Annotated in this window: 24 protein-coding genes; 11 read left to right on the top strand and 13 right to left on the bottom strand. The window is 74.0% G+C overall.

What is annotated here, in order from left to right; all coding sequences use genetic code 11:
* The first annotated feature begins 62 nt into the window (after nucleotides 1–62).
* The gene (locus ABTZ54_RS00465; RefSeq protein WP_351654852.1) at nucleotides 63–959 is read left to right on the top strand and encodes a LysR family transcriptional regulator; all 897 of its coding nucleotides are present in this window, start codon (nucleotides 63–65) and stop codon (nucleotides 957–959) included.
* A gap of 49 nt (nucleotides 960–1,008) precedes the next feature.
* On the opposite strand, the gene ABTZ54_RS00460 is transcribed toward ABTZ54_RS00465, so the two are convergent.
* From ABTZ54_RS00460 to ABTZ54_RS00450, 3 genes are all read right to left on the bottom strand, one after another.
* Complete coding sequence (locus ABTZ54_RS00460; protein WP_351654849.1) at nucleotides 1,009–3,183, bottom strand: putative bifunctional diguanylate cyclase/phosphodiesterase; 2,175 nt, start codon at nucleotides 3,181–3,183, stop codon at nucleotides 1,009–1,011.
* On the bottom strand, nucleotides 3,180–3,992 hold the full coding sequence (locus ABTZ54_RS00455; protein ID WP_351654847.1) for an SAM-dependent methyltransferase: 813 nt from the start codon (nucleotides 3,990–3,992) through the stop codon (nucleotides 3,180–3,182). Before ABTZ54_RS00455 ends, ABTZ54_RS00460 begins: the two co-directional genes overlap by 4 nt.
* Nucleotides 3,993–4,502: 510 nt before the next feature.
* A complete protein-coding gene (locus ABTZ54_RS00450; RefSeq protein WP_351654844.1) occupies nucleotides 4,503–4,628 on the bottom strand; it encodes a hypothetical protein in 126 nt (41 codons plus the stop codon).
* 415 nt (nucleotides 4,629–5,043) lie between these two features.
* Between ABTZ54_RS00450 and ABTZ54_RS00445 the strand changes: the two genes are divergently transcribed.
* The 3 genes from ABTZ54_RS00445 (at nucleotide 5,044) to ABTZ54_RS00435 (ending at nucleotide 6,713) form a co-directional block, all read left to right on the top strand.
* Entirely contained in the window at nucleotides 5,044–5,178 is a 135-nt protein-coding gene (locus ABTZ54_RS00445; protein ID WP_351654842.1) for a hypothetical protein, read from the top strand.
* A 39-nt stretch (nucleotides 5,179–5,217) separates the two neighbouring features.
* A complete protein-coding gene (locus ABTZ54_RS00440) occupies nucleotides 5,218–5,982 on the top strand; it encodes a bestrophin-like domain (RefSeq protein ID WP_351654839.1) in 765 nt (254 codons plus the stop codon).
* Nucleotides 5,983–6,149: 167 nt separating this feature from the next.
* Entirely contained in the window at nucleotides 6,150–6,713 is a 564-nt protein-coding gene (locus tag ABTZ54_RS00435) for a hypothetical protein (RefSeq protein WP_351654837.1), read from the top strand.
* A gap of 96 nt (nucleotides 6,714–6,809) precedes the next feature.
* Here ABTZ54_RS00435 and ABTZ54_RS00430 read toward each other — a convergent pair whose 3' ends face one another.
* The gene (locus ABTZ54_RS00430; protein ID WP_351654834.1) at nucleotides 6,810–7,337 is read right to left on the bottom strand and encodes a hypothetical protein; all 528 of its coding nucleotides are present in this window, start codon (nucleotides 7,335–7,337) and stop codon (nucleotides 6,810–6,812) included.
* Nucleotides 7,338–7,661: 324 nt separating this feature from the next.
* Between ABTZ54_RS00430 and ABTZ54_RS00425 the strand changes: the two genes are divergently transcribed.
* Nucleotides 7,662–8,321 carry a class F sortase gene (locus tag ABTZ54_RS00425; RefSeq protein ID WP_351654831.1) on the top strand — a complete coding sequence of 220 codons (660 nt, stop codon included), beginning with the start codon at nucleotides 7,662–7,664 and terminating at the stop codon, nucleotides 8,319–8,321.
* A gap of 70 nt (nucleotides 8,322–8,391) precedes the next feature.
* Here ABTZ54_RS00425 and ABTZ54_RS00420 read toward each other — a convergent pair whose 3' ends face one another.
* Nucleotides 8,392–9,258 (bottom strand): polysaccharide deacetylase family protein, encoded by an 867-nt coding sequence (locus tag ABTZ54_RS00420; protein ID WP_351654828.1) that lies wholly within the window; start codon nucleotides 9,256–9,258, stop codon nucleotides 8,392–8,394.
* A 90-nt stretch (nucleotides 9,259–9,348) separates the two neighbouring features.
* On the opposite strand from ABTZ54_RS00420, the gene ABTZ54_RS00415 reads away from it, so the two are divergent.
* Complete coding sequence (locus ABTZ54_RS00415) at nucleotides 9,349–9,795, top strand: universal stress protein (protein WP_351654825.1); 447 nt, start codon at nucleotides 9,349–9,351, stop codon at nucleotides 9,793–9,795.
* Nucleotides 9,796–9,820: 25 nt separating this feature from the next.
* On the opposite strand, the gene ABTZ54_RS00410 is transcribed toward ABTZ54_RS00415, so the two are convergent.
* Nucleotides 9,821–11,002, bottom strand: a complete 1,182-nt coding sequence (locus ABTZ54_RS00410) for a CapA family protein (protein WP_351654821.1) — start codon at nucleotides 11,000–11,002, stop codon at nucleotides 9,821–9,823.
* 228 nt (nucleotides 11,003–11,230) lie between these two features.
* Between ABTZ54_RS00410 and ABTZ54_RS00405 the strand changes: the two genes are divergently transcribed.
* The 3 genes from ABTZ54_RS00405 to ABTZ54_RS00395 all read left to right on the top strand — a co-directional run bounded on the left by ABTZ54_RS00405 (nucleotide 11,231) and on the right by ABTZ54_RS00395 (nucleotide 12,887).
* Nucleotides 11,231–11,791, top strand: coding sequence for a sigma-70 family RNA polymerase sigma factor (locus ABTZ54_RS00405; RefSeq protein ID WP_351654818.1), 561 nt, complete (start codon nucleotides 11,231–11,233; stop codon nucleotides 11,789–11,791).
* Between the two features lie 5 nt (nucleotides 11,792–11,796).
* Complete coding sequence (locus ABTZ54_RS00400; protein ID WP_351654815.1) at nucleotides 11,797–12,210, top strand: PaaI family thioesterase; 414 nt, start codon at nucleotides 11,797–11,799, stop codon at nucleotides 12,208–12,210.
* Between the two features lie 206 nt (nucleotides 12,211–12,416).
* Nucleotides 12,417–12,887: a hypothetical protein gene (locus tag ABTZ54_RS00395; RefSeq protein WP_351654812.1), complete on the top strand. Its 471-nt coding sequence runs from the start codon at nucleotides 12,417–12,419 to the stop codon at nucleotides 12,885–12,887.
* Between the two features lie 4 nt (nucleotides 12,888–12,891).
* Here the strand turns inward: ABTZ54_RS00395 and ABTZ54_RS00390 are convergent, their stop codons facing one another.
* The 7 genes from ABTZ54_RS00390 to ABTZ54_RS00360 all read right to left on the bottom strand — a co-directional run bounded on the left by ABTZ54_RS00390 (nucleotide 12,892) and on the right by ABTZ54_RS00360 (nucleotide 21,429).
* Nucleotides 12,892–14,088 carry a histidine kinase gene (locus tag ABTZ54_RS00390; RefSeq protein WP_351654809.1) on the bottom strand — a complete coding sequence of 399 codons (1,197 nt, stop codon included), beginning with the start codon at nucleotides 14,086–14,088 and terminating at the stop codon, nucleotides 12,892–12,894.
* Nucleotides 14,085–15,851: a sodium/solute symporter gene (locus ABTZ54_RS00385; RefSeq protein ID WP_351654806.1), complete on the bottom strand. Its 1,767-nt coding sequence runs from the start codon at nucleotides 15,849–15,851 to the stop codon at nucleotides 14,085–14,087. The genes ABTZ54_RS00390 and ABTZ54_RS00385 overlap by 4 nt, the downstream gene beginning before the upstream one ends.
* 10 nt (nucleotides 15,852–15,861) lie before the next feature.
* Nucleotides 15,862–16,236, bottom strand: coding sequence for a DUF485 domain-containing protein (locus ABTZ54_RS00380; RefSeq protein ID WP_351654803.1), 375 nt, complete (start codon nucleotides 16,234–16,236; stop codon nucleotides 15,862–15,864).
* Nucleotides 16,237–16,309: 73 nt separating this feature from the next.
* Nucleotides 16,310–17,059 (bottom strand): LytR/AlgR family response regulator transcription factor, encoded by a 750-nt coding sequence (locus ABTZ54_RS00375; protein ID WP_351654801.1) that lies wholly within the window; start codon nucleotides 17,057–17,059, stop codon nucleotides 16,310–16,312.
* Between the two features lie 50 nt (nucleotides 17,060–17,109).
* Nucleotides 17,110–17,982: an Fpg/Nei family DNA glycosylase gene (locus tag ABTZ54_RS00370; protein WP_351654798.1), complete on the bottom strand. Its 873-nt coding sequence runs from the start codon at nucleotides 17,980–17,982 to the stop codon at nucleotides 17,110–17,112.
* 87 nt (nucleotides 17,983–18,069) lie between these two features.
* The gene (locus ABTZ54_RS00365) at nucleotides 18,070–20,061 is read right to left on the bottom strand and encodes a SpoIIE family protein phosphatase (protein ID WP_351656366.1); all 1,992 of its coding nucleotides are present in this window, start codon (nucleotides 20,059–20,061) and stop codon (nucleotides 18,070–18,072) included.
* Between the two features lie 222 nt (nucleotides 20,062–20,283).
* Nucleotides 20,284–21,429: a DUF6777 domain-containing protein gene (locus ABTZ54_RS00360; protein ID WP_351654795.1), complete on the bottom strand. Its 1,146-nt coding sequence runs from the start codon at nucleotides 21,427–21,429 to the stop codon at nucleotides 20,284–20,286.
* Between the two features lie 218 nt (nucleotides 21,430–21,647).
* Here ABTZ54_RS00360 and ABTZ54_RS00355 point away from each other — a divergent pair, with 218 nt between their 5' ends.
* Entirely contained in the window at nucleotides 21,648–22,214 is a 567-nt protein-coding gene (locus ABTZ54_RS00355; RefSeq protein ID WP_351654792.1) for a DUF1990 domain-containing protein, read from the top strand.
* A gap of 48 nt (nucleotides 22,215–22,262) precedes the next feature.
* The gene (locus ABTZ54_RS00350; RefSeq protein WP_351654789.1) at nucleotides 22,263–22,418 is read left to right on the top strand and encodes a hypothetical protein; all 156 of its coding nucleotides are present in this window, start codon (nucleotides 22,263–22,265) and stop codon (nucleotides 22,416–22,418) included.
* The last annotated feature ends 15 nt before the right edge of the window (nucleotides 22,419–22,433 follow it).

The raw sequence follows: 22,433 nt of genomic DNA, 5'->3' as shown, positions 1-22,433 counted from the left end.
TCCAAGACATGGTTCGGCTGATCTCGATAGGAGGACCCTATGGTGCGGGGTAGGCTGGGTCCATGCAGTTCCAGCAGCTCCTGTACTTCGTCGCCGTCGCCGAGACCCGCCACTTCACCCGGGCCGCCGAGCGGGTCCATGTCTCGCAGCCCTCGCTCTCCCAGCAGATCAAGGCCCTGGAGCAGGAGCTGGGCGCGGAGCTGTTCAGCCGGGCCCGCGGCAACATCGCGCTCACCGACGCGGGCGAGGCCCTGCTGCCGCTGGCCCGCCGGATCCTCGCCGACACGGACACCGCGCGGCACGAGGTGCAGGAGCTGGTGCAGCTGCGGCGCGGCCGGGTGCGGCTCGGGGCGACCCCCAGCCTCTGCACGGGCCTGCTGCCGGACGTGCTGCGCACCTTCCACGACCTGCACCCGGGGATCCGGCTGCTCATCGAGGAGGGCGGCTCGCACGACCTCGTACGCGAGCTGGCGCGCGGCGCGCTCGACCTGGCCCTGGTCGTGCTGCCGCTGCCCACGCCCTCACCGGCCCTGACGACGGTGGAGCTGCTGACCGAGGAGCTGGTGGTGGTCTCCTCGGCCTCGGCCCCCGCCCCGCGCCGCCCGGTGCGGGTCGCCGACCTGCGCGAACAGCCGCTCGTGATGTTCCGGCACGGCTACGACCTGCGGGAGCTGACCGTGGCGGCGTGCCGGGCGGAGGGCTTCGAGCCCTCGTTCACGGTGGAGGGCGGCGAGATGGACGCCGTCCTCGGTTTCGTACGGGCCGGGCTCGGGCTCGCCGTCGTCCCCACGATGGTCGCGGCGCGCGCGAGCCGCGACCTGCGGGTCACGGCCCTGGCCCGGCCGGGGCTCCAGCGCACGATCGCGCTGGCCCACCGCAGCGACGTGGCGCCCCCGCGGGCGGCCCGCGAGCTCCAGAAGCTGCTCATGGCCTCCCGGCGGGGCCCGGCCGAGTCCTGAGTCCGGCCGGGTCCTGGAGCCACCGGCGTCGGCCGGAGCCCGGTCCGCGCTACACCGCGTCCGCCAGGACCAGCGAGTGGATGCGGTCCGGGGCGCCGGGGCGGGCGTAGTACCAGCCCTGGGCCGTGTCGCAGCCGAGCTCGCGCAGCTGCTGGGCCTGCGCGCCGGTCTCCACGCCCTCGACCGTGACGGCCAGCTCCAGGCTGTGGGCCAGCTGCACGATCCCCTCCACGATCTTGAGGTCGACCGGGTCCACCGGGTGCTGCTGCATGCCCTGCGTGAAGGAACGGTCCAGCTTGAGCACGCTCACCGGGAGCCTGCGCAGGTTGGCCAGGTTCGAGTAGCCCGTGCCGAAGTCGTCGAGCGCGATGTCCACGCCCATCTCGGCGAGCTGCCGCAGCGGCTTGAGCAGATCGTCGTCGGCGCCGATGAGCGCCGACTCGGTCACCTCCAGGCAGAGCGCGCCGGGTTCGAGCCCGGAGCGCTCCAGGACGTCGACCGTGTCGGCGACGAGCCGCGGATGGTGCAGCTGGGTCGGCGACAGGTTGACGTTGATCCGCAGCGGGCCGCCGTCGGCGTGCCGGGCCTGCCAGAACCGGGCCTGGCGCACGGCCTCCTGGAGCACCCAGCGGCCCAGCGGCACGATGAGGCCGGTGTTCTCGGCGAGCGGGATGAAGCGGTCGGGGCCGAGCACGCCGTGCTGCGGATGGCACCACCGGACGAGCGCCTCGGCGCCGTGCACGCTGCCGTCGTCGAGGTGCACCAGCGGCTGGTACTCGATGAAGAACTCGCCGCGCTCCAGGGCGGCCGGCAGGGCGGTGGTGAGCCCGTGCCGGGTGATGGCCCGGGCGTCGGCCTCGGCGTCGGCGAACTCGAAGCGGTTGCCGCCCGCCGACTTGGCCCGGTACATGGTGATGTCGGCGCTGCGCAGCACCTCGGCCGCGGTGCGCTCCCCCGCCGGGCCCTCGACCACGCCGACGCTGCCGCGCACGGTCAGTTCGCGGCCGTCGATCCGGATCGGGGCGGCGAGGGCGGCGAGCATCCGGTCGGCGAGCTCGGCGACCTTGTGCTGGCTGTCGGGCCCGGTGGTCAGCGCGACGAACTCGTCGCCGCCGAGCCGGGCCACCATCTCGCCGGGCGCGGTGACCGAGCCCTGCAACCGGTCGGCGACCTCCACGAGCAGCCGGTCGCCGGTGGCGTGGCCGAGGCTGTCGTTGATGGCCTTGAAGCCGTCGAGGTCCAGGTAGCAGAGGCCGAAGCGGTTGCGTTCGTCGGGCGCGAGGGTCTTCTCCAGGCGCTCGAAGAACAGCGTGCGGTTGGGCAGTCCGGTGAGCGCGTCGTGCGTCGCCTCGTACCGCAGCCGCAGGTTGAGCAGCCGCCGTTCGGTGGTGTCCTCCATCAGCGCCAGCTGGTAGCGCGGGACACCGGCCGCGTCCCGCAGCAGCGAGACGGTCAGGTTGGTCCACAGCACGGTGCCGTCGCCGCGGTAGTACGGCTTCTCCACCCGGTAGTGCTCACGCTCGCCGCGCACCAGCTCGTCGTAGAGGCGCCACACGTGCGGCGGGTCCTCGGGGTGCGACCACTCGGCCACGTTGCGGCTGAGGACGTGCTGTTCGAGGCCGCCGAACATCCGGGTGAGGGTCTCGTTGACCTCCAGGACGTTGCCCTCCAGGTCGGCGATGCCGATGCCGACCGCCGCGCCCTCGAAGACCGCGCGGAAGCGGCTCTCGGTGGCGTGCAGGGCGAGTTCGGCGGCGCTGCGGGCGGAGAGCGCCGAGTGCGCGATGGACTCCTGCTCGGTCAGCGTGCGTTCACGCAGGGCCTGCGCGAACCCGGCGGCCATGGCGTGCTGGAGCCGGGAGCAGCGGGCCCTCAGCTCCTCGGCGGTGGCGCCGACGGCCGCCGGCTCCTCCGCGCAGTACAGCACCAGATAGGCGTCGACGACGCCGAGGCTGCGGGCCAGCGCGTCGGGATCGGTGCAGTGCGCGGCGATCAGGGCCTGGCCGACGCGGTGCGCGGGCGCGGTGTCGAAGGGCCGGGCGCGCAGGGCTCCGCTCAGGACTCGGGCGAGCGGCAGCAGATGCTGTTCGAACTCCTGACGGGTCATCGAGGTCGCGGTGACCGGGAAGACGGCCCTGCTCCAGATGGTCACGAACCGTCTGAGTCTGTCCTCGGGGCCGTCGGCGTCGGCGACGGACCCGGCCGGCTGGGACGGAACCTTCACGCCTTGCGCCCCACCCCTGCGAACCCGGAGAAGGCGTAGGGGTCCTCCTCCTCTTCCGACGTCTCGGGCCGCCAGTGGGGCATCGACACGAGTCCGGGCTCGACGAGTCCGGTGCCGTCGAAGAAGCGGGCGATCTCCTCGCGCGAGCGCATCACCAGCGGGGTGCGCATGTCGCGGTAGACGCCGACGGTGCCGCCGGCCCGCTCCTGCGGCAGCGGGATGCCCTCGTACGAGGCGTGGGTGAGGACCAGGAGGCTGCCGGGAGCGAGCGCGTCGAGCAGCTCGGCGACGACGGCGGCCGGGTCGTCGGCGTCCTCCAGGAAGTGCAGGACGGCGACGAGGAGCAGGGCCACCGGCCGGTCCAGGTCCAGGAGTTCGCCGACCTCGCGGCTGTCCAGGATCCCGGCCGGCTTGCGCAGGTCGGCGGCGAGCACGGCGGTGCGGGCGTCGCCTTCGAGCACGGCCCGGCTGTGGGCGACGGCCACCGGGTCGTGGTCGACGTAGACGACCCGGGCGGTGTCGCTCGCGGCCTGGGCGACCTCGTGGACGTTGCCGAAGGTGGGTATGCCGGAGCCGATGTCCAGGAACTGGGTGACGTCGTTGTCAACGGCGTACCGCACGGCGCGGCGCATGAAGGCACGGTTCGCCTGCATGATCTTGGGGAGCCCCGGCATGAACTCCATGGCCTTGCGGGCGGTTTCCCGGTCCACTTCGAAATTGTGCGAGCCGCCCAGATAGAAGTCGTACATTCGGGACACGCTCGGCACCGAAATATCGATGCCCGGCGGAGCCCAGGCGGGACGCTCCATCAAAGTCTCCAACAAGTCGCCACGGACGATGCGGCCATGTGTTCGCGGCCGACGTTCGAGCCGAGGCTACTGATCGCTTGCCTGGAGAGCGAGTGGAAACGGAAATTCGCGATCCGTTCTTGGTCACACGCCATTGGCACGTGCGGTGGGAACGGAAGAGTTCACGCCTTCGGCCCGTGCAAATTCACGTGCATATGGTCGTGCCGTGCCTCCCGGGCAGACGGGAGACGGGTCGGGACCGCGCGGCCCGCCCCGTCAAGGGGTGACAACCGGCCACTTCCCCCGCCTGACCGCCCACCCCGCGGAGACACCGCCCCAATTCCGCCCAAGAAGTCTTAATACGGCGCAACCGCACGTGCTTTGGGACCAGTGCACACCAACGGTTCGACAACGACAAGGGAAACGTCAAACCCGTACACCCCGAGATCCCCCCCACCGGGGGAATCCTGAGCCGTTCCGGGCCTACGGCCCGATTCGCGTGATCATGCTGCTCGGCGTGTCCCTGTTGTCTCAGTACGGCTCGCTCCTCGCGCGGCCCCTGGCGGCCGGCGCGCTCGTGTGGCTGCTCGCCACACCGGTGCCCGTCGCCGCCGACGCCTGCGCCTCCGCCACGACCGGACCCGACGGTTCGAACACCGCGGTCTCCTTCGCCGGTTCGGGCCACTGCCACCCGAACCACCACCCGCACCCGCCCCATCCGACGCACCCGGGTCACCCGGGCCACCCCGGGCATCCCCCTCACCCCACGCATCCACCGCACCCGACGTGCCCCCCGGAGCCGACGGATCCGCCGACCCCGACCCCAACCCCGACTCCTACCCCGACGCCGACGCCGACGCCCCCGAAGCCCACCCCGACTCCCCCGCCTCCGCCACCCCCGCCGCCGTCCCCCGAGCCCCCGCCGGCCCCGAAGCCCCCGCCCGTACGGACCCCTCCCCCGCCGAGGCCCGCACCACCGCCGAAGCCCGCCCCGGCCACGCCCGAGGCCGAGCCCCCCGCGCCGCCGAAACCTTCCCCCTCGCCCACCGCGCGCCCGTGGCCGGCCGCGCCCGTGGCCCTGCCGCACTACCGGCGCGCGGCGGCCCGGGTGAAGCCGAAGAGCGCCCCGAACGTCATCACCACCACCCTGCTCATCACCGCCCCGGCCGTGATCGCGACCGCGATCCTGCGCCCGCGCGGGCGCTGAACGCACGCCCCACCGCGCGCCCCACCAACGGAGGAAACCTTGTCCGAATGGCTCGTCCTGACCCTGGCGATGGCCGCCGCATGCGCCGTCGTCCTCGCCATCGTCGTCATCAACCACCGGAGGATCCCCGAGGACGACGACCCGAGCGAGACCCCTGACGTCATCGAGTACATGACGATGATGATCGGCGTGGTCTACGCCATCGTCCTCGGCCTCGCCATCGCCGGCGTCTGGGAGGCCCGCAGCGCCGCCCAGGAGACCGTGCGCCAGGAGGCGCAGGCGCTGCACGAGATCTCCGCGCGGGCCGAGGTGTACCCGGTCGCCGCGCGCGAACGGATCCGCTCCGACGTCGACACGTACGTCCGCTTCGTCGTCCAGGACGAGTTCCCGCACATGTCGGACCACGGCGAGCTCAGCGACAAGGGGACGGAGCTCCTGGAGAAGGTGCGCCGGAGCGTGACCGACTACCAGCCGGCGAACGACTTCGAGGGCCAGGCCTACCAGCCGCTGGTGGACCAGGTGGCCGTCGCCGACGACGCGCGCGGGGCCCGCGGGCAGAGCGCGGGCGACACGATGCCGGGAGTGGTGTGGTTCGGCCTGATCATCGGCGCCCTGGTGACGGTGGGTCTGATCTTCACGCTGCAGATCCGGCGCACCGGCAAGGAGTTGCTCCTGGCCGGTCTCTTCAGCGCCCTCATCGCCTTCCTGCTCTTCCTCATCTGGGACTTCGACGCCCCCTTCGGCCGGGGCATCGCGGCCACCGCCGCGCCGTTCACCGATCTGTTCCCGCAGCTCACCGGCTGATCAGGGAGCGGAATGTAGGCCGGGCGAGGGACCTGGGTGCCCCATTCGCCCGCCTGGGATCGCGGCTGTGGTAGGGCGCTCCTAGCGTTTCGGGCATCGAGGTGCATGTCGCTTGATGTGTGGAAACCCCTTCCGCACCTGCTCCTCGGGGACCCGGAGGATTCACCATGCGCGCGATACGTGCCGTGTCCGCCGCTCTGCCGGTGGCGGCCGCCCTCGCCCTGGCCGCCCCGCTCGCCGTCGCCGCCGACGGCGGGCCGAAGGGGCCGCAGGGGCCGAAGGGGCCGGGGGCCAGGCAGGCGGGCGACTTCGTCATCTCCCCCGGGGTCGTCGCACCGGGCGGCCGGATCACCCTGAGCGCCCCGGGCTGCGCGAGTACGGCGACGGCCTCGGCCGGCATCTTCGACACCGTGACGATCGCCCCGGGCTCGGCGGCGACGGCGCTGGTGGACGCCGACGCCAAGCGCGGGGCCGTCTACACGGTGTCGTTCAACTGCACCGGCGGGATCGCCGGCACCGTCGACCTGACGATCAGCGGCGGCTCCACCTCGACGCCCACGGCCAGTTCGACGCTGCTGACCCCGCCGCGCGGGGTCCAGGGCGGCCTCGGCGGCTCGATCGGTCCGGCGGACGCCTGGACCCTGGCAGCGGGCGGGGCCCTGGTGCTCACCGCCGCCACCGGTGTGGTGCTCGCCGTACGGCGCAGGTCCGCCGACGGCCGGCGCCACTGACGGCGCGGACGGTGCCCCGCAAGCCCCTCGCCCCCGGGTCCTGAAGAGGACTCGGGGGCGACGGGCGTTGCGGGGCCGACGGGGAGGTTCGGCCGGTCAGACCCCCGCGCCGGACGTGCGGCGCCGGCGGGCGATGAACAGTCCGCCGCCGAGCGCGGCGGCCGCGACCAGGCTGCCGCCGACGGCCATCTCGGTGGAGCTCGGGGCGAGCGAACCGCCCAGGCCGCCCTGCGCGCCCTGTCCGGCCAGGACGCGGAACGACTGGGTGAGCGTACGGCCGCCGCACTGCACGGCCAGGTTGTACTGGCCGGGCGTCGCGTTGTTGAAGATGCGGGCGGTGGCGGTGGACACCCCGTTGTTGGTGGCGGAGAGGTTGGTCGCCGTGAAGGCGGTGGATGTGACCGTGCCACCGGCGCAGCCCCGGACGGTGATCGTGAGGATCGCCCCCTGGTGGACCGCGAAGGGCGACACCGTGACGCCGTTGGAACCGTCGCCGCCCCGCTCGGTCTGGAAAGGGCTGAGCGTCACACCGCTGGGCCCGTTGGTGGCGGTGGCGAGGGGGGCCGCGAGCCCGAGCGCCGCGAACGCGGTCGCCGTCACCGCCAGAGTGCGTGCAGCACGCATGGTGAACCTCCAGTGGAAGACGCCCCGAAGCGGCGCTCCGGGAGATTCGACGAGTACGCCTTCCATGACGAACCATCACAAGAGGGAAGAAGCCCCGCATGTCGGCTTTGGGCCACCCCGGTGAGACGGGGCACCGGCCGAACGGGGGTGGGTGTCTGACGGTTCCGCAGGTCACGCGCCGTCGGGCCGATGATCTGACGATTACTCGGATGGGTCATCACCCGGACGCACCCGCACCGACGGCCGACACCCGTTCGCGCCGCCCCGATCGCAGGCCCCCGCGGGCCCCCTTACCGTTCCGGTGACGCCGACGAAGGGAGAACCATGAGGACCAAGGACTTCAGCGTCCTCGACGCGGCCAGGAGACGCCAACCCTGGGGAGCCCTGGCTCTGGTCATGCTGTCCGGGCTGGCGATAATGCGCAACGGCGTCGGCTTCGAAGCGGGTCCCCCGCAGCCCGCCGCGGCCGCCCGCCCGGTCGCCCGTCCCGTCGGCCCCGCTCCGACCGCGGCCGCCGGACTCCAGGCGCTGCCCTTCGCCCCGGCCTCCCGGATCAGGATCCCGGCGCTCCAGGTGGCCGCCCCGCTCATCGACGTGGGCCTGGACGACAACGGCTGGATCAGCGCTCCCCCGCCGCAGGACGCCAACCTCGCCGGCTGGTACCAGAACGGCATCGCGCCGGGCATGCGCGGCACTTCGGTGGTCGTGGGCCATGTCGACAACCTGGCGGGCCCCGCCGTCTTCTACGGCCTCGGCTCGCTCCAGAAGGGTCAGCACGTCGAGGTCGAGCGGTACGACGGCCGGGTCGTCGTCTTCGAGATCTACGGGGTCGAGGTGTACGCCAAGAACGACTTCCCCGTGCAGGTCTACGCCGACACCGGCGAGCCCGAGCTCCGCGTGATCACCTGCGGCGGCGGCTACTCGCGGGCGCACGGCTACGACGGCAACGTCGTCGTCTACGCCCGGATGGTCGGCTCGCGGTAGCGGCCGGAGCACGACGAGGGCCCCGGCGCGGGAGACCGCGCCGGGGCCCTCGTCCCGCGCCGGGGCGCACTCAGCGGCGCGGGACGGTGATGCCGTATCCGGCGTCGAGGAGTTCGGGCAGGTAGCGCTTGAGCGCGGCCACGCTGTGCGCGCGGTTGCCGCCCGCGTCGTGGTTGAGCACGACGACCCCGGGTCCGGCGCCGTCCAGGACCCGGCGCACGATGGAGTCGGTGGGCGGCTCCTGCCAGTCCAGGGTGTCGACGGTCCAGGCCATCGGCTCCATGCCCAGCTCGGCGCCGATCTCGAACGAGAGCCGGTTCCACGCCCCGTACGGCGCCCGGTACCAGAGCGGCGGGGTGCCGAGGGCCTGCTCGATGACCTCGCTGGTGGAGCCGAGCTCCTGACGGATGCGGGAGGGCCGCAGCTTCGGGATCAGCGGGTGCGACCAGGAGTGGTTGCCGATCACGTGCCCGTCGTCGGCCATCTCCTTGAGCAGGTCCTGGTTGTCGACCGCCATCTCGCCGCAGACGAAGAACATCGCCCGGCAGCCGTACCGGCGCAGGGTCGCGAGGATCTCCGGGGTGTAGAGCGGATCGGGACCGTCGTCGAAGGTGAGCACCATCGAGCGGCCCACGCCGGTCAGATGGAGGAAGGGCCGGGTGCGCACCGGCGGGATCGCCCGGCGGAACGCGGGGGGCGCGTAGCCGGTCATCGGCTGGAGGCGGTACGCGGCGGGCCGCGGCCTCGCCGGCGCCTGCGCGCCCGGCGCACCGGCCGGACGCGCGGGGGGCGCGGGGGGCGCGGCCCCGGTCGCGGGCCCGGTGTCGGAGCCGCTCAGGCGGTCCGCCGCCAGGGCTCCCACGGTGGCGGTGGCCCCGAGTGCGGCGGCGAGCCGCAGCAGCGACCGCCGCCCCATGGGCATCTCATCGTTTTTCATGACCAATGGTTCGTACGCGGGGCCGCACACGGTTCTCAGCGACACCGGGCGGTCGCGCGAAAGCACCCGATGAGCCGATAACCTCGGAGGGTGAGTGGTTTCGAACGAGGTACCGACGGCCCGAAGGTGATCCTGGCCGGGGTCGACGGCTCCGACTCCTCCCTGCGCGCCGCCGCCTACGCGGCCGGTCTCGCCCGGCGGCAGAACGCCCTGCTGGCCCTGGTCTACGTGCAGCCGCTGATCCCGGTGGGCGCGGCCCTCGGCGCGCCGGTGACCGAGACCACGGACGAGATCGCCGAGGGCCTGGTCGCCGAGATCCGCGAGTCCACGGAGCGGATGAAGGAGATCTGGCAGGTGCGCTGGGAGTTCCACACCTTCCGGGGTGACGCGTACGCGGGCCTGGTCGCCGCCGCCGACAAGCTCAGGGCGGACGCGGTCGTGGTGGGCGTCTCGGAGTCGGCCGGGCACCGTTTCATCGGCTCGGTCGCGGTGCGCCTGGTCAAGGCGGGCCGCTGGCCGGTCACCGTGGTGCCGTAGCCGGGCTGTTCGGAGCCCGGGGGGCCTACTCCCCCATGACCAGGCCGTCGCGGGCGGCGCCGCGGCCGAGGACGACCTCGCGGATGGCGTCGCGGGGCTCGGCGTACTGCTCCTCGCCGTCGCGGATCGCCGCGTTCAGGTTCACGACGCGGCCGCGGGCGGTGTCGAAGAACTGCGGGACGAACTCGGCCTTGGTCACCTCCCAGCGTGCGCCGCGCGCGGCCGGCGGGGCGAAGGTGAAGCGGGCCAGGGTGCCCTGGTTGCCGCGCCGGTCGTACGAGCCCTCGTAGTTGATCATGTCGCCGGCGATCTGGTCGCCCATCCCGTAGACGATCCAGGTGCCGTTGACCTTCTCGTACGCCTGCGGGACATGGGCGTGGGTGCCGAGGACGAGGTCGATGTCGGGGCGCCCGCCGGTCCGCGAGGCGGTGAGCGAGCGGCCGAGGGTGAGCTGGCGCTCGTCGGGCGCGGTCTCCCACTCGGTGCCCCAGTGGACGGAGACCACCACGACGTCGGCCCCGGCCCTGCGGGCGGCCCGGGCGTCGGCGACGATCCTCTGCTCGTCCATCAGGTTGACGGCCCAGGGCTGTCCCTCGGGCAGGGGGTAGCCGTTGGTGTCGTACGTGTAGGCCAGCTGGGCCACGGTGGCGCCGCCGGCCTTGAGCAGGGCGGGCCGGGCCGCCTCCTCGGCGGTGCGGGCCGATCCGGCGTGCCGTACGCCCGCCCGGTCGAGGGCGTCGAGGGTGCGGCGCAGTCCGTCGGCGCCGTCGTCCAGGGTGTGGTTGGAGGCGGTCGAGCAGGAGTCGTAGCCGGTCTCCTTGAGGGCGGCGGCGACCTCCGGCGGCGACTTGAAGGCCGGGTAGCCGGTGTAGGGGCCGCCGTCCTCCCCGTAGACGGTCTCCATGTGGCAGATGGCCAGGTCGGCGCCGGAGACGACGGGCTTCACCCCGGCGAGCATCGGGCGGAAGTCGTAGCCCGTGCCGCCCGCGTCGAGGGAGGCCTGGCGGATGATGGAGTCGTGCGGCAGGACGTCGCCGGAGGCGACGAGGGTGAAGCCGGCCGGCGCGGCCGCTCCCCCGGGGGCCGCGGGGCGGCTGGGCGCCCGGCTCGGGGCGCCGGGGGCGGGGTCCTGGGCGGCGCAGCCGGTGGCCGCGGCGAGCAGGAGGGCGGCGAGGGCCGCCGCGCCGGTTCTGGTGCGTGAGGTCATCTGCCGGCTCCACCGATTCATCGGATGAACATCTGTTCATCCGAATTCATCGTCAGCGAGGGGCCCAGTCAAGGGTCATTGCCGCAGACCGCGCCAAAGCCCGCTGAATCGGACGCAAGGCTTCCGGTCGACCGCTCGCCGTACCGTTCACCGCGCGGTGCGACCGTTCGTCGCAGACCGCCGTCCATTCCCTGTCCCTCACCGGCCGGATGCGTTCGGATACGGCCCATGACCACGGCAACCACCGACGAGCGGACCCTCAAGGATCTCCAGTGCGAGCACGGTCCCGCGCTGCTCGGCTTCCTGCTCGGGCTGACCCACGGCGACCGGCAGCGCGCCGAGGACCTGGCACAGGAGACCCTGGTACGGGCCTGGCTCCACCCCGAGGCCTTCGCCGCGCCCTACGAGTCGATGCGGCCCTGGCTCTTCACGGTCGCCCGGCGCCTCGCCATCGACGCGCGCCGCTCCCGGCTCGCCCGCCCCGTCGAGATCGGCGACGACGTGCTGGCCGTCACCGCCGACCCGGCCGACGCCACCGCCTCCGCCGACGCGGCCCTGGACGTACGGGCCGCCGTGCGCGGCCTCAGCCCGGAGCACCGCGCGGTCCTCGTCCGGCTCTACTTCCACGGCCTGACCGTCAACGAGGCCGCCGCCGAGCTCGGCATCCCGGCCGGCACCGTCAAGTCCCGCTCCCACTACGCGCTACGCCTGCTGGGCCGTCGGCTGCCCGGCTACCGGCCGCCCCGGTGCGCGCCCGTTGCCCGGCCGCGCGCCACCACCCCACAATGACCCGCGTGACACTGACTCTCGCCGCCGCCGAAAAGCTCCTCGCCGACAACTTCGCCCCCTGGGTGCTCGATCTGGGGCTCACCGTGGCCTCCGTCGACAGCCACGAGGCCGTCCTCCGGCTCCCCTGGTCCGACCGGCTCGCCCGGGAGGGCGGCGGTCTCTCCGGCCAGGCGCTGATGGCCGCGGCCGACACCGCGACGGTGCTCGCGGTGGCCGCCGCCCGCGGCGGCTTCGTCCCCATGACCACGGTCCAGCAGTCGATCAGCTTCCAGCGCGCGGTGGTCGACGCGGACGTCCTGGTGCGGGCCCGGCTCACCAAGGCCGGCAAGCGGATGGCCTTCGCGGACATCACCATGACCGCCGAGGGCAGCGAGGAGACGGCCGCCCACGCGACGGCGGTGTACGCGCTCCTCGGCTGACCCCACCGGCGCTCCCCGGCCGGCCTCCACCGGCGCTCCCGCCCCGCACCTCACCCGCGTCACACGGCTCCCACCTGCACCGATGCGGCGGGAGCCGTATCCGGAACCGCGCGGGCGAGTTGAGCAAAGTGCGCCCCGCGTCCGTGCTTCCTGGTGGAGGCTCGTCGTCGGGGCCTCGTGAGGACCGTCCGGGAGAAGGTGGAGCGTTGCTGCCCGAGAGCACGAACGGCGCCGGCGGGGGCGGGCTCGCCGTCCCCATGGACTGGCTGTGCGCCGAGTACGCCGCCGACGACCTGCTGCGCGTCAGCGGCCTCGTCGAGCCGGGATCGCTGGAGTTCCGCGCCGGACTCCAGGCACTCGCCCTGACCGTGCACCTGTCGGGCCCCGGGCTCGACGAGTGGCTGTGGCGCACCTCCCACGACCATCCCTGGTCCGGCTGGGTCGAGGGACGGCTCGCCGCACCGGCCGCCGATGGGCCCGATCTGGCGCTTGCCCGGGCCACCTGGCACCGGCTGCGCGCGACCGAGCTGCGCGCCGCCGATCTGGCGGACCTCGCGGGTGTGGCGGGACCGGTCCCCCCGGCACCGGTGGCCGGGATCGACGAGGACCGTCAGGTGTGGCTCCCCGCCTGGCAGTTGGGCGTCGCCCTCGCCCATCTCGCGCTGCACCTGCACTGACCGGTCAGGCCGCGGGATGCACCCCGGGGCGGTATTTGGGGACCCGTACCGTCACCTTCATACCGGCGCCGACACCCGTCTCTATGACGAGTCCGTGCTCCGGTCCGTACACCTGGCGCAGCCGCTCGTCGACGTTGCGGAGGCCGATCCCCGAGGCCGAGGGCCGCTCGCCGCGCAGCACCGCCCGGAGCTCCTCGGGGTCCATGCCCACCCCGTCGTCCTCGATGGTGACGACGGCCTCGGCGCCCGCGTCATGGGCCGCGATGACGATCCGGCAGCCCTCGGCGGAGTCCTCAAGGCCGTGCTTGACGGCGTTCTCCACCAGCGGCTGGAGGCAGAGGAAGGGCAGCGCCACCGTCAGCACCTCGGGCGCGATCCGCAGGGTCACCTTCAGGCGGTCGCCGAAGCGGGCCCCGGCGAGCGCCAGATACTGCTCGATGGACCGCAGTTCGTCGGCGAGCCGGGCGAACTCGCCGTGCCTGCGGAAGGAGTAGCGGGTGAAGTCGGCGAACTCCAGGAGCAGTTCGCGGGCGCGTTCGGGGTCGGTGCGGACGAACGAGGCGATGGCGGCGAGGGAGTTGAAGATGAAGTGCGGGGAGATCTGGGCGCGCAGGGCCCGGATCTCCGCCTCGACGATCCGGGTGCGCGAGCGGTCGAGCTCGGCCAGTTCGAGCTGGACGGAGACCCAGCGGGCCACCTCTGTGGCCGCCCGCACCAGCACCGCCGACTCCCCCGAACCGTAGGCGACGAGCGCGCCGAGCACCCCGTCCTCGCCGGTGAGCGGGGCGACCACCGCCCAGCGCAGCGGACAGGTGTCGTCGGCGCAGAGGGTGTGCGCGGAGCGGCTGCGGCCCGAGGCGAGGGTCTCGGCGACGAGCTCCGCGACCCGGTCCCTGTGGTGTCCGTCGCCGGGCCCGTCCCAGGCGAGCACCGCCGTACGGTCGGTGAGGCACAGCGCCTCGGTGCCGAGCAGGGAGCGCAGCCGCCCGGCCGCCCGGGCGGCGGTCTCCTCGGTGAGCCCGGCGCGCAGCGGCGGCGCGGCGAGCGAGGCGGTGTGCAGGGTGTGGAAGGTGGCCCGTTCGACGGGGGTGCCGAGACCGGGGGCCGCCGAGCGGCGGGCGGTGCTCCGGCCGAGGACGAAGCCGACGGCGAGCAGCACCGCCCCGACGGCGACCGCCGCCGCGAGCGCGATGCCGCTCACCGCTCGGCCGCCTTCGGGAGCGCCGCACCGGCCGGGCCCGGCTCCCGTGGCTCCGGCCGGCCGCTGAACTCCTCGGGCAGGTGCAGTCGGGCGAGGATCGCCGGGGTTCCGGCCGGGATCCGGCGCGGGGTCGCCAGCGAGACCAGGACCATGCTGAGGAAGCCGAGCGGCACGGACCAGACCGCGGGCCAGGCCATGAGCGTGTGCGGCCAGCCGGCCGGTGGCAGTCCCGCCCGGGTCGCCATCACGGCGGCGAGCGCGGAGCCGCCGCCGAGCAGCAGCCCGGCGACCGCGCCCGGCGGGGTGAGCCGCCGCCACCAGATGCCGAGGACCAGCAGCGGGCAGAACGAGGAGGCGGACACGGCGAACGCGAGGCCGACGGCGTCCGCGACCGGCACCTTGGAGGCGACCGCGCCCACGCCCAGCGGCACGGCCGTGGCCAGCAGGGTCGCCAGCCGGAAGTGCCGTACGCCCCGGGAGGGCAGCACGTCCTGGGTGAGGACGCCGGCGACGGACATCGTGAGCCCCGAGGCCGTCGACAGGAAGGCGGCGAAGGCGCCGCCCGCGAGCAGCGCGCCCAGCAGGTCGCCGAGGACCCCGCCGAGCATCCGCTCGGGCAGCACGAGCACGGCGGCGTCGGCGGCGCCGGTCAGGGCCAGTTCGGGGGCGTAGATCCGGCCGAGCGCCCCGTACACCGGCGGCAGCAGGTAGAAGACGCCGACCAGGCCGAGGACGACGAGGGTGGTGCGGCGGGCGGCGCGGCCGTGCGGGCTGGTGTAGAAGCGGACGGCGACGTGGGGCAGGCCCATGGTGCCGAGGAAGGTGGCCAGGATCAGCCCGTAGGTGGCGTACAGCTGGTGCCCGTCGCGGCCCCCGGCGAGCGGCTGGGACCAGCCGAGGGGGTCGGCGCCGGTGCCGGTCCTGCGCGGGACCGGCGCGCCCTCGGGGAAGGCGAGCGCGGTGCCCGCCTCGACGCGGTGGGTGCCCGGGGCGAGGGTGACGCCCTCGCCCTCGTACCTCCGGGCATCGATCCGGCCGGTGACGGTGAGGGTGAGCGGGGCGTCGACCTCGACGCGTACGGTCTCGGCGACCCGCACGGCGGTGTGCTCGCGGAACAGGGCGGGGGCGTCGAAGCGGGCGCGCGGGGCGCCGTCCCCGTACCAGGCGGCGGCGAGGAAGAGCACCGGGACGAGGAGGGCGGTCAGCTTGAGCCAGTACTGGAAGGCCTGGACGAAGGTGATGCTCCGCATGCCGCCGGCGGCGACCGTGCCAGTGACGACGAGGGCGACGAGCAGCCCGCCCACCCAGCCGGGCGCGCCGGTGAGGATCTCCAGGGTGAGGCCCGCGCCCTGGAGCTGGGGCAGCAGGTAGAGCCAGCAGATGCCGACGACGAAGAGGCTGGCGAGCCTGCGGACCTGCGGCGATTCGAGGCGGGCCTCGGCGAAGTCGGAGAGGGTGTACGCGCCGGAGCGGCGCAGCGGGGCGGCGACGAGGAGCAGCAGGACGAGGTAGCCGGCGGTGTAGCCGACCGGGTACCAGAGCATGTCGGGGCCCTGGACGAGGACGAGCCCCGCGATGCCGAGGAAGGAGGCCGCGGAGAGGTACTCGCCGCTGATGGCGGCCGCGTTGAGCCGGGGGCCGACGGTGCGGGAGGCGACGTAGAAGTCGGAGGTGGTGCGGGAGATGCGCAGGCCGAGGGCGCCGATGAGGACGGTGGCGAGGACGACCGCGGTGACGGCGGCGACCGCGTAGGTGTGGTTCACGGTACGGGGTTCACCGCTCGACGAGGCCGGTGAAGTCGCGTTCGTTGCGTTCGGCGCGGCGCACGTACCAGTGGGCGACGGCCCAGATGACGGGGTGCACGCCGACGCCGAGCGCGATCCAGACGGCGGCCTCGGGGGCGGGCAGCGCGAGCAGCAGCGGCAGCGGGCCGACGAGCAGGACGAGCGCGCCGAGTGCGGTGAGCGCGGTGCGCAGCTGGCTGCGCATCAGGGAGCGTACGTAGGTGTGCCCGAGGGTGGTCTGCTCGCTGATCTCGGAGTGGGCGGGCGCGTGCTGGGGCCGCGGGCGGGGCACGGCGCCGCCGAGCGCCGAGGCGTAGGTGACGGTCTCGCGCCGGGGCCGTCGCGGGGGGTGGTGCTCGGACATGGGTGTCCGCCCTCTCACGGTCGGGTGGGCCCGTGGAGTGTACGTGGAAGGGGTCCGCGCCCGGTAGGCCTCCTCACGGGGTGCGGCGCATGAGGAGGTCGCGCAGGTGGCGGGCGTGGCGGCGGGAGACGGCGAGGTCGGCGTCGCCGACGCGCACGGAGGTCGCGCCGCCGTCGAGGCGGAGTTCGTCGATGCGGGCGAGGGCGACGAGATGGCTGCGGTGGATGCGCACGAAGCCGCGGGCGGCCCACCGCTCTTCGAGCGTGGACAGCGGGATGCGCACGAGGTGGCTGCCCTGGTCGGTGTGGAGGCGGGCGTAGTCGCCGTGCGCCTCCACGTACGCGATGGCGTCGACGGGCACGAAGCGGGTGACGCCGCCGAGTTCGACGGGGACCTGCTCGGGGGCGGGCGCCTGGGCGGTGGCGTGCACCAGGTCGTGGACGCGGCGGACGGCCTCGGCGAGGCGTTCGCGGCGCACGGGTTTGAGGACGTAGTCGACGGCCTCCAGGTCGAAGGCCTGGACGGCGAAGCCCTCGTGGGCGGTGACGAACACGATGAGCGGCGGCCGGGCGAACCCTCCGAGCACCCGGGCGAGGTCGAGGCCGCCGAGTCCGGGCATGTGGATGTCGAGGAAGACGACGTCGATGCCACCGGCACCCTCGTCGCCGCCGGGACCCGCCTCCAGGGCGCGCCCTATCCGGCGCAGCGCCTCGGTGGCGTCGCCCGCGCCCTCGGCACTGCGCACCCGCGGGTCGGCCCGCAGCAGGTAGAGGAGTTCCCCGAGGGCCGGCGCCTCGTCGTCGACGGCCAGTACGCGCAGCATGCCGGGGAGTCTAGGAGGCTGTTCGAGGAGGAGGCCATGCGAGGAGGAGGCTATTTGAGGAGTTTCGACATGCGGCGGTCGGCGAGCGGCTTTCCGCCGGTCTGGCAGGTGGGGCAGTACTGGAGGGAGCTGTCGCTGAAGGAGACCTCACGGATGGTGTCCCCGCAGACGGGGCAGGCCTCGCCGGTGCGGCCGTGGACGCGCAGGCCGCTCTTCTTCTCGGCCTTGAGCTTGCCCGCGGCAAGTCCGTGGGAGCGCTCGACGGCCTCGGTGAGGGTGGTGCGCATCGCCGCATAGAGAGCGGCGGTATCTGCGGGTGTCAGGTTCTGGGTGGGTTTGAAGGGGGACATCTTCGCGGCGTGGAGGATCTCGTCGCTGTAGGCGTTGCCGATGCCCGCGATGAGGCGCTGGTCGCGCAGCGCGCCCTTGATCTGGCGGTGTTCGCCGGCGAGCAGCGCGGTGAAGGCGGCGAGGTCGAAGTCCTCGGCGAGCGGGTCGGGTCCCAGGCGGGCGACGCCGGGCACCTCGACGGGGTCGCGGACGAGGTGGACGGCGAGGCGCTTGGTGGTGCCGGCCTCGGTGAGGTCGAAGCCGTCGCCCCCGGTGAGCGCGGTACGCAGCGCCAGCGGGCCCTTGCCCGGGCGGGGCGGCCCGTCGGGCAGCACGTCCTTCCACTGGAGCCAGCCGGCCCGGGCGAGATGGACGAGCAGATGGAGCGGCCCGGCCGCGCCGTCCGTGGCGATGTCGAGGAACTTGCCGTGCCGGGCGACGCCGGTGACCCGTGCCCCGTCGAGGGCGCCGAGCGGCGGGTCGTAGGTCTTGAGCACGCTGATCGCGACGGGCAGCACCCGGGCGATCTCCTTGCCCACCAGGTGCTCGTCCAGGAAGGCGCGGAGCGCTTCGACCTCGGGCAGTTCGGGCATGCTCCCACCCTGCCGTACGGGGACGGGGGCCGCCTGGCGGGAGGGGGCGCGGCCCGCGGCGTCCGGCCGCTCAGTCCTCCGCGCCGCTCAGTCCTCCGGCTGCTCCGTGACGAACTCGCACCACACGCACTTGCCGCCGCCGCGCGGCTCCACGCCCCACAGGTCGGAGAGCCGGTCCACGAGCAGCAGTCCGCGCCCGGAGACGCCCGCCTCCCCCGCCTCCCGGCGGCGCGGCAGGGCGCTGGAGCGGTCCTCGACCTCGACGCGGAGCCGCCGTTCGGGTCCGGGCAGCATCCGCAGGGTCACGATGGCGCCGCCGTCGGTGTGCATCAGGGCGTTGGTGGTGAGCTCGTCGGCGACCAGCTCGATCTCGTCGGAGCGCTCGCCCGCGCCCCAGGCGCGTACCGCTGCCCGGATCATGTGCCGGGCCGAGCTGAGGGCCTCCGGGTCGTTCTGGCCGACGTGCTGCTGGAGGCGCCCGCCGGACTGCGACGGCTGGGCGCCCTCGCGGCGCAGCAGCAGGATGGCCACGTCGTCCTCGCCGCCCCGCTCGTCGACCACCTCGCACAGATGGTCGGCGAGGTCCTGGAGGTCCCGAGGGCCGCGTTTGACCAGCGAGGAGAGCCACTGGAGCCCCTCGTCGAGGTCGGCGCCCGGCTTCTCGACCAGGCCGTCGGTGTAGAGCAGCAGGGTCTGGCCCGGGTCGAGTTCGACGGTGGTCACGGGGTAGTCGAGCCGGGCGAACTCGGCGGAGAGGCCGAGCGGGAGGCCGCCGTCCACGGGGAGGCGGCGGGCCGTGCCGTCGGGGTCCTGGACGAGCGGGTCGACATGGCCGGCCCGCACGATCTGGACGAGCCCGGTGGCCGGGTCGGCCTCGGCGTAGGTGCAGGTCGCGAAGCGCTCGGTGTCGAGCTCGTGCAGGAAGACGGAGGCGCGGGCCATCACGGTGGCGGGGGTGTGCCCCTCGGCGGCGTAGGCGCGCAGCACGATCCGCAGCTGTCCCATGACGGCGGCGGCGTGGGTGTCGTGGCCCTGGACGTCGCCGATGACGGCGCCGACCCGGCCGCCGGGCAGCGGGATGATGTCGTACCAGTCGCCGCCGATGTCCTGGCCGAGCCGGGCGGAGCGGTAGCGGACCGCGATCTGGGTGCCGGGGACGTCGAGGATGCGGCGGGGCAGCATCGCCTGCTGGAGGCCTTCAGCGAGGTCGTGCTCCTGCTCGTACAGCATGGCGCGCTGGAGGCTCTGGGCGATGGAGCTGCCGAGGGCGACGAGCAGATTGCGCTCGTCGGCGCTGAAGCCGGTGCGGTCGCCGCTGTAGAGCAGGCCGAGGGCGCCGATGGGGCGGGCCTGCGCGATGAGCGGGAGATAGGCGGCGGAGGTGATGCCGAGGCCGCTGATGTGCGGCCACAGGACCGGGAAGGAGGCGGCGAAGTCCTCCGGGGACTCGATGAAGCGGGGGCGCAGGGTGCGGATGACCTCGCCCATCGGGTACGGCTCGTCCACCCGGGTGAACCGGGTGCCCGGGACGAAGGCGCCGTCCGGCCCCTCGGCGACCAGGTGGATGCGTCCGGCCTCCAGGAGGCCCATGACGAGGCTGGCCGCGCCGAAGTGTTCGAGGCCCTGGGAGTCGTTGAGCAGGTCGATGATGTCCTGCACGGTGCGGGCGTGGGCGAGGGCCGCCGTGGTGCCCTCGACGATGCTGGTGCGCTGCCGCCGTCCCTCGTCGAGGCCGAGCCGCGCGGCGGACTCGGTCAGCTCCTCGGAGGCGTCCCGGACGATGCCGACGATACGGAACGGGCGGCCGCTCTCGTCGCGCCGGACGAGGCCCTGGGTGTGGGTCCAGCGCTGGACGCCGGAGCGGGTGCGGATGCGGAAGTACGCGCCGTAGCGGTCGCTGCCGTCCTTGAGGGCCTGGGTCACCAGGGTGTCGAGGCGGCGGCTCTCGTCGGGCAGCACGCGGGAGCCCAGGCTGCTGGGGTCGCCGTCGTAGGAGTCGGCGTCCATGTCGAAGACGTTCAGGGCGCCCTCGTCCATCGTCAGCCGGCCGGTGAGCAGGTCCCAGTCGAAGCTGCCCATCCGGAATTCCTGGCCGAACTCATGGAGAAAGCAGCAGGTCGGCCCCGCCGAGCCCGCTTCGCAGCGGCACTGCTCGGCCGCCTCCCCGCCCCCGTTGCCCGCGTTCATGGGGCCACGCTAGGCGCAGCCCCGGCCGCGCGCACGGCGAAGATCGGAAATGGGTTCGGATCGAGATCATCGAGGGCGGGGAGGGGGTGGGGCAGGCCCCGGCGCCGGGGGTGGTCAGCCTTCGAAGGTCTCGGGCTGGCGGGCGGCCGGGTCGTTCGGGAACAGCTCCTCGAAGGAGGGCGGCGGCTCGGCGGAGGGGGCGTCGGGCGGCAGGTCATGGGGGGCATCGGGCATCGGGGTGTCGGGGGTCGGCACGTCCGGGGCGGGGACGTCGGGGACGGGGGTGTCGTGGGAGGGGGTGTCGTGGGACGGGGCGTCATGCGTGGGGGCGTCGGGCGTGGGCGCGTCGGGGAGCGGGTCGGCGGGGTGCGTTCCGTGGTCGGGCGCCTGCGGCTCCGGGGGCGACTGAGGTGACTGCGGGGACTGAGGTGACTGCGGCGTCCGGCCGTCCGGGAGCGGTGCGGCCGGTGCGGTCACCGGGTCGCAGGAGGCGGGGTCGCAGGGCGGACGGACGTCGGGGCTGCTGTCCTCGACCCCCTCGTCGGCGGGCTTCCGCTCGATCCAGGTGTTGCCGGCGAGGTCAGCGATCACCAGGCCGGAGACGAGGGTGGTGGCGGGCGTGATGGCGACGACGCGGTCCGGCGCGTAGCCGGGCCAGGGCTTCCCGGTGTGCACGGCGTCCGGCCCGGCGGCCGGGGAGCGCAGCGGGTTGCCGCAGGCGCAGCGGACGCGCGGGGTGCCGTACTGGTCGACGAGGACGGCCGTACCGGCCTGGAGGACGGTCTGGACGGCGGCGGCCCGGCCGTCGCGGTAGCGGTGGTCGGTGACGCGGGTGTCGGCGCGCAGCAGGACGGGGGTGAGCCCGCGCAGCCAGCCCGCGACGTTGGTCTCGGGGATGCCGGCGGCCTCGGCGAAGGAGCGGGCCCTGGCCGGATCGGCGGTGAGCAGGGCGGCCTGCTGAGCGACGTCGCAGCTGGCGACGGAGCGGGTGCCCGAGTAGAGGCCGGGGGTGGCGCCGCCGATCTCGCGCGCGGCCGGCACGGGGCTGCCGGTGACTCCCTCGGGTGCCGTGCCGGAGCCGACGGGGGCGCCCTCCCGCGCGGTGGACGGGGTGAAGGCGTCGGGGCCCTGGGCGGCGGCCGGCTGGAGCAGCACCTCGCGGGCGGGTGCGGGGGCGGCCTGTTCCGCCCCGGCCTCGCCCGTGCCGCCGGAGGAACAGCCCGCGATCAGCACGGCGGAGGCCAGCGTGGCGGTCGCCACGGCACCGGGCCGTGTGGGCCATCGTCTGGGTGTACGCACCTGGTCTCCCGCCTGTCGCCCCCGAGCCGTCCCTCTCATGTCTCCCGCAGGGCCGGGGGGCCCGCAATCCGGGTACGCCCATCCGGCGAGTCGCCGGTCACCCACCCCACCCTTGAACGTGTTCAAGCAAGGCCTTACGCTCACTCCTGACGGTTGAACATGTTCAAAGGAGCCCCGGCATGACCCGTCTCATCCGCAGCCTCTCCGACCGGCCGGTGCGCCCGGCCGTCGCCGCCGCCGACGGCCTCACCTACGCGGAGGTCGGCGCCACCCGCACCCGGCCGCTGCCCGCCGGATACCACCACCTGCGCCACACCGTCCGCGTCGGCCACGGCCCGGAGGCCTTCGCGGTCGCGGGCGCGGCCGTGACCACCTGGCGGATGCACCGGGCCAGTGGCGCCCGGGTGACCAGCGCGGCCGTCCGGGCCGAACCCGGCGTCACCCTGGAGGTCTCGCTGGGCCTCGGCCCCGTCCGCTTCACGGCCCCGTGCCGGGTGATCTGGACCGCGTACACGGACCGCGAGACCGGCTTCGCGTACGGGACCGGGGCGGGGCATCCGGAGTGCGGCGAGGAGTCGTTCGTGGTGGAGCTGCGCGAGGACGGCTCGGTCTGGTTCACGGTGACCGCGTTCAGCCGCGCCGCCGCCTGGTACACCCGGCTCGGCGGGCCCGCCGTACGGGCGCTCCAGCTCGGCTACGCCCGCCGTCTCGGCCGGTCGCTGAGGAGTCTCGTCGCGGAGCGATAGGAGTTACGCTCCTTCTGTACTCATCCGTGCTTCCTGAAGGAGGCGGCCATGAGCCAGTACGACGAGTACACGACCCCGGCGCAGGCCGAGGGCGAGCGTCTCGAAGAGGACCTGGACGCGCAGCAGAAGGCGCAGCTCCATCCTCAGACCACCCGCACGACGCCGTCCCAGGCGGAGGGCGAGCGGAAGGCCGACGACGAGTAGCCGCGGCCCCCGGGA

It is taken from the genome of Streptomyces sp. NPDC094032 (assembly GCF_040303965.1).
Classification (GTDB): Bacteria; Actinomycetota; Actinomycetes; order Streptomycetales; family Streptomycetaceae; genus Streptomyces.
The sequence above is the reverse complement of the archived record's forward strand: the minus strand, read 5'-3'. Positions and strand labels throughout refer to the sequence as shown.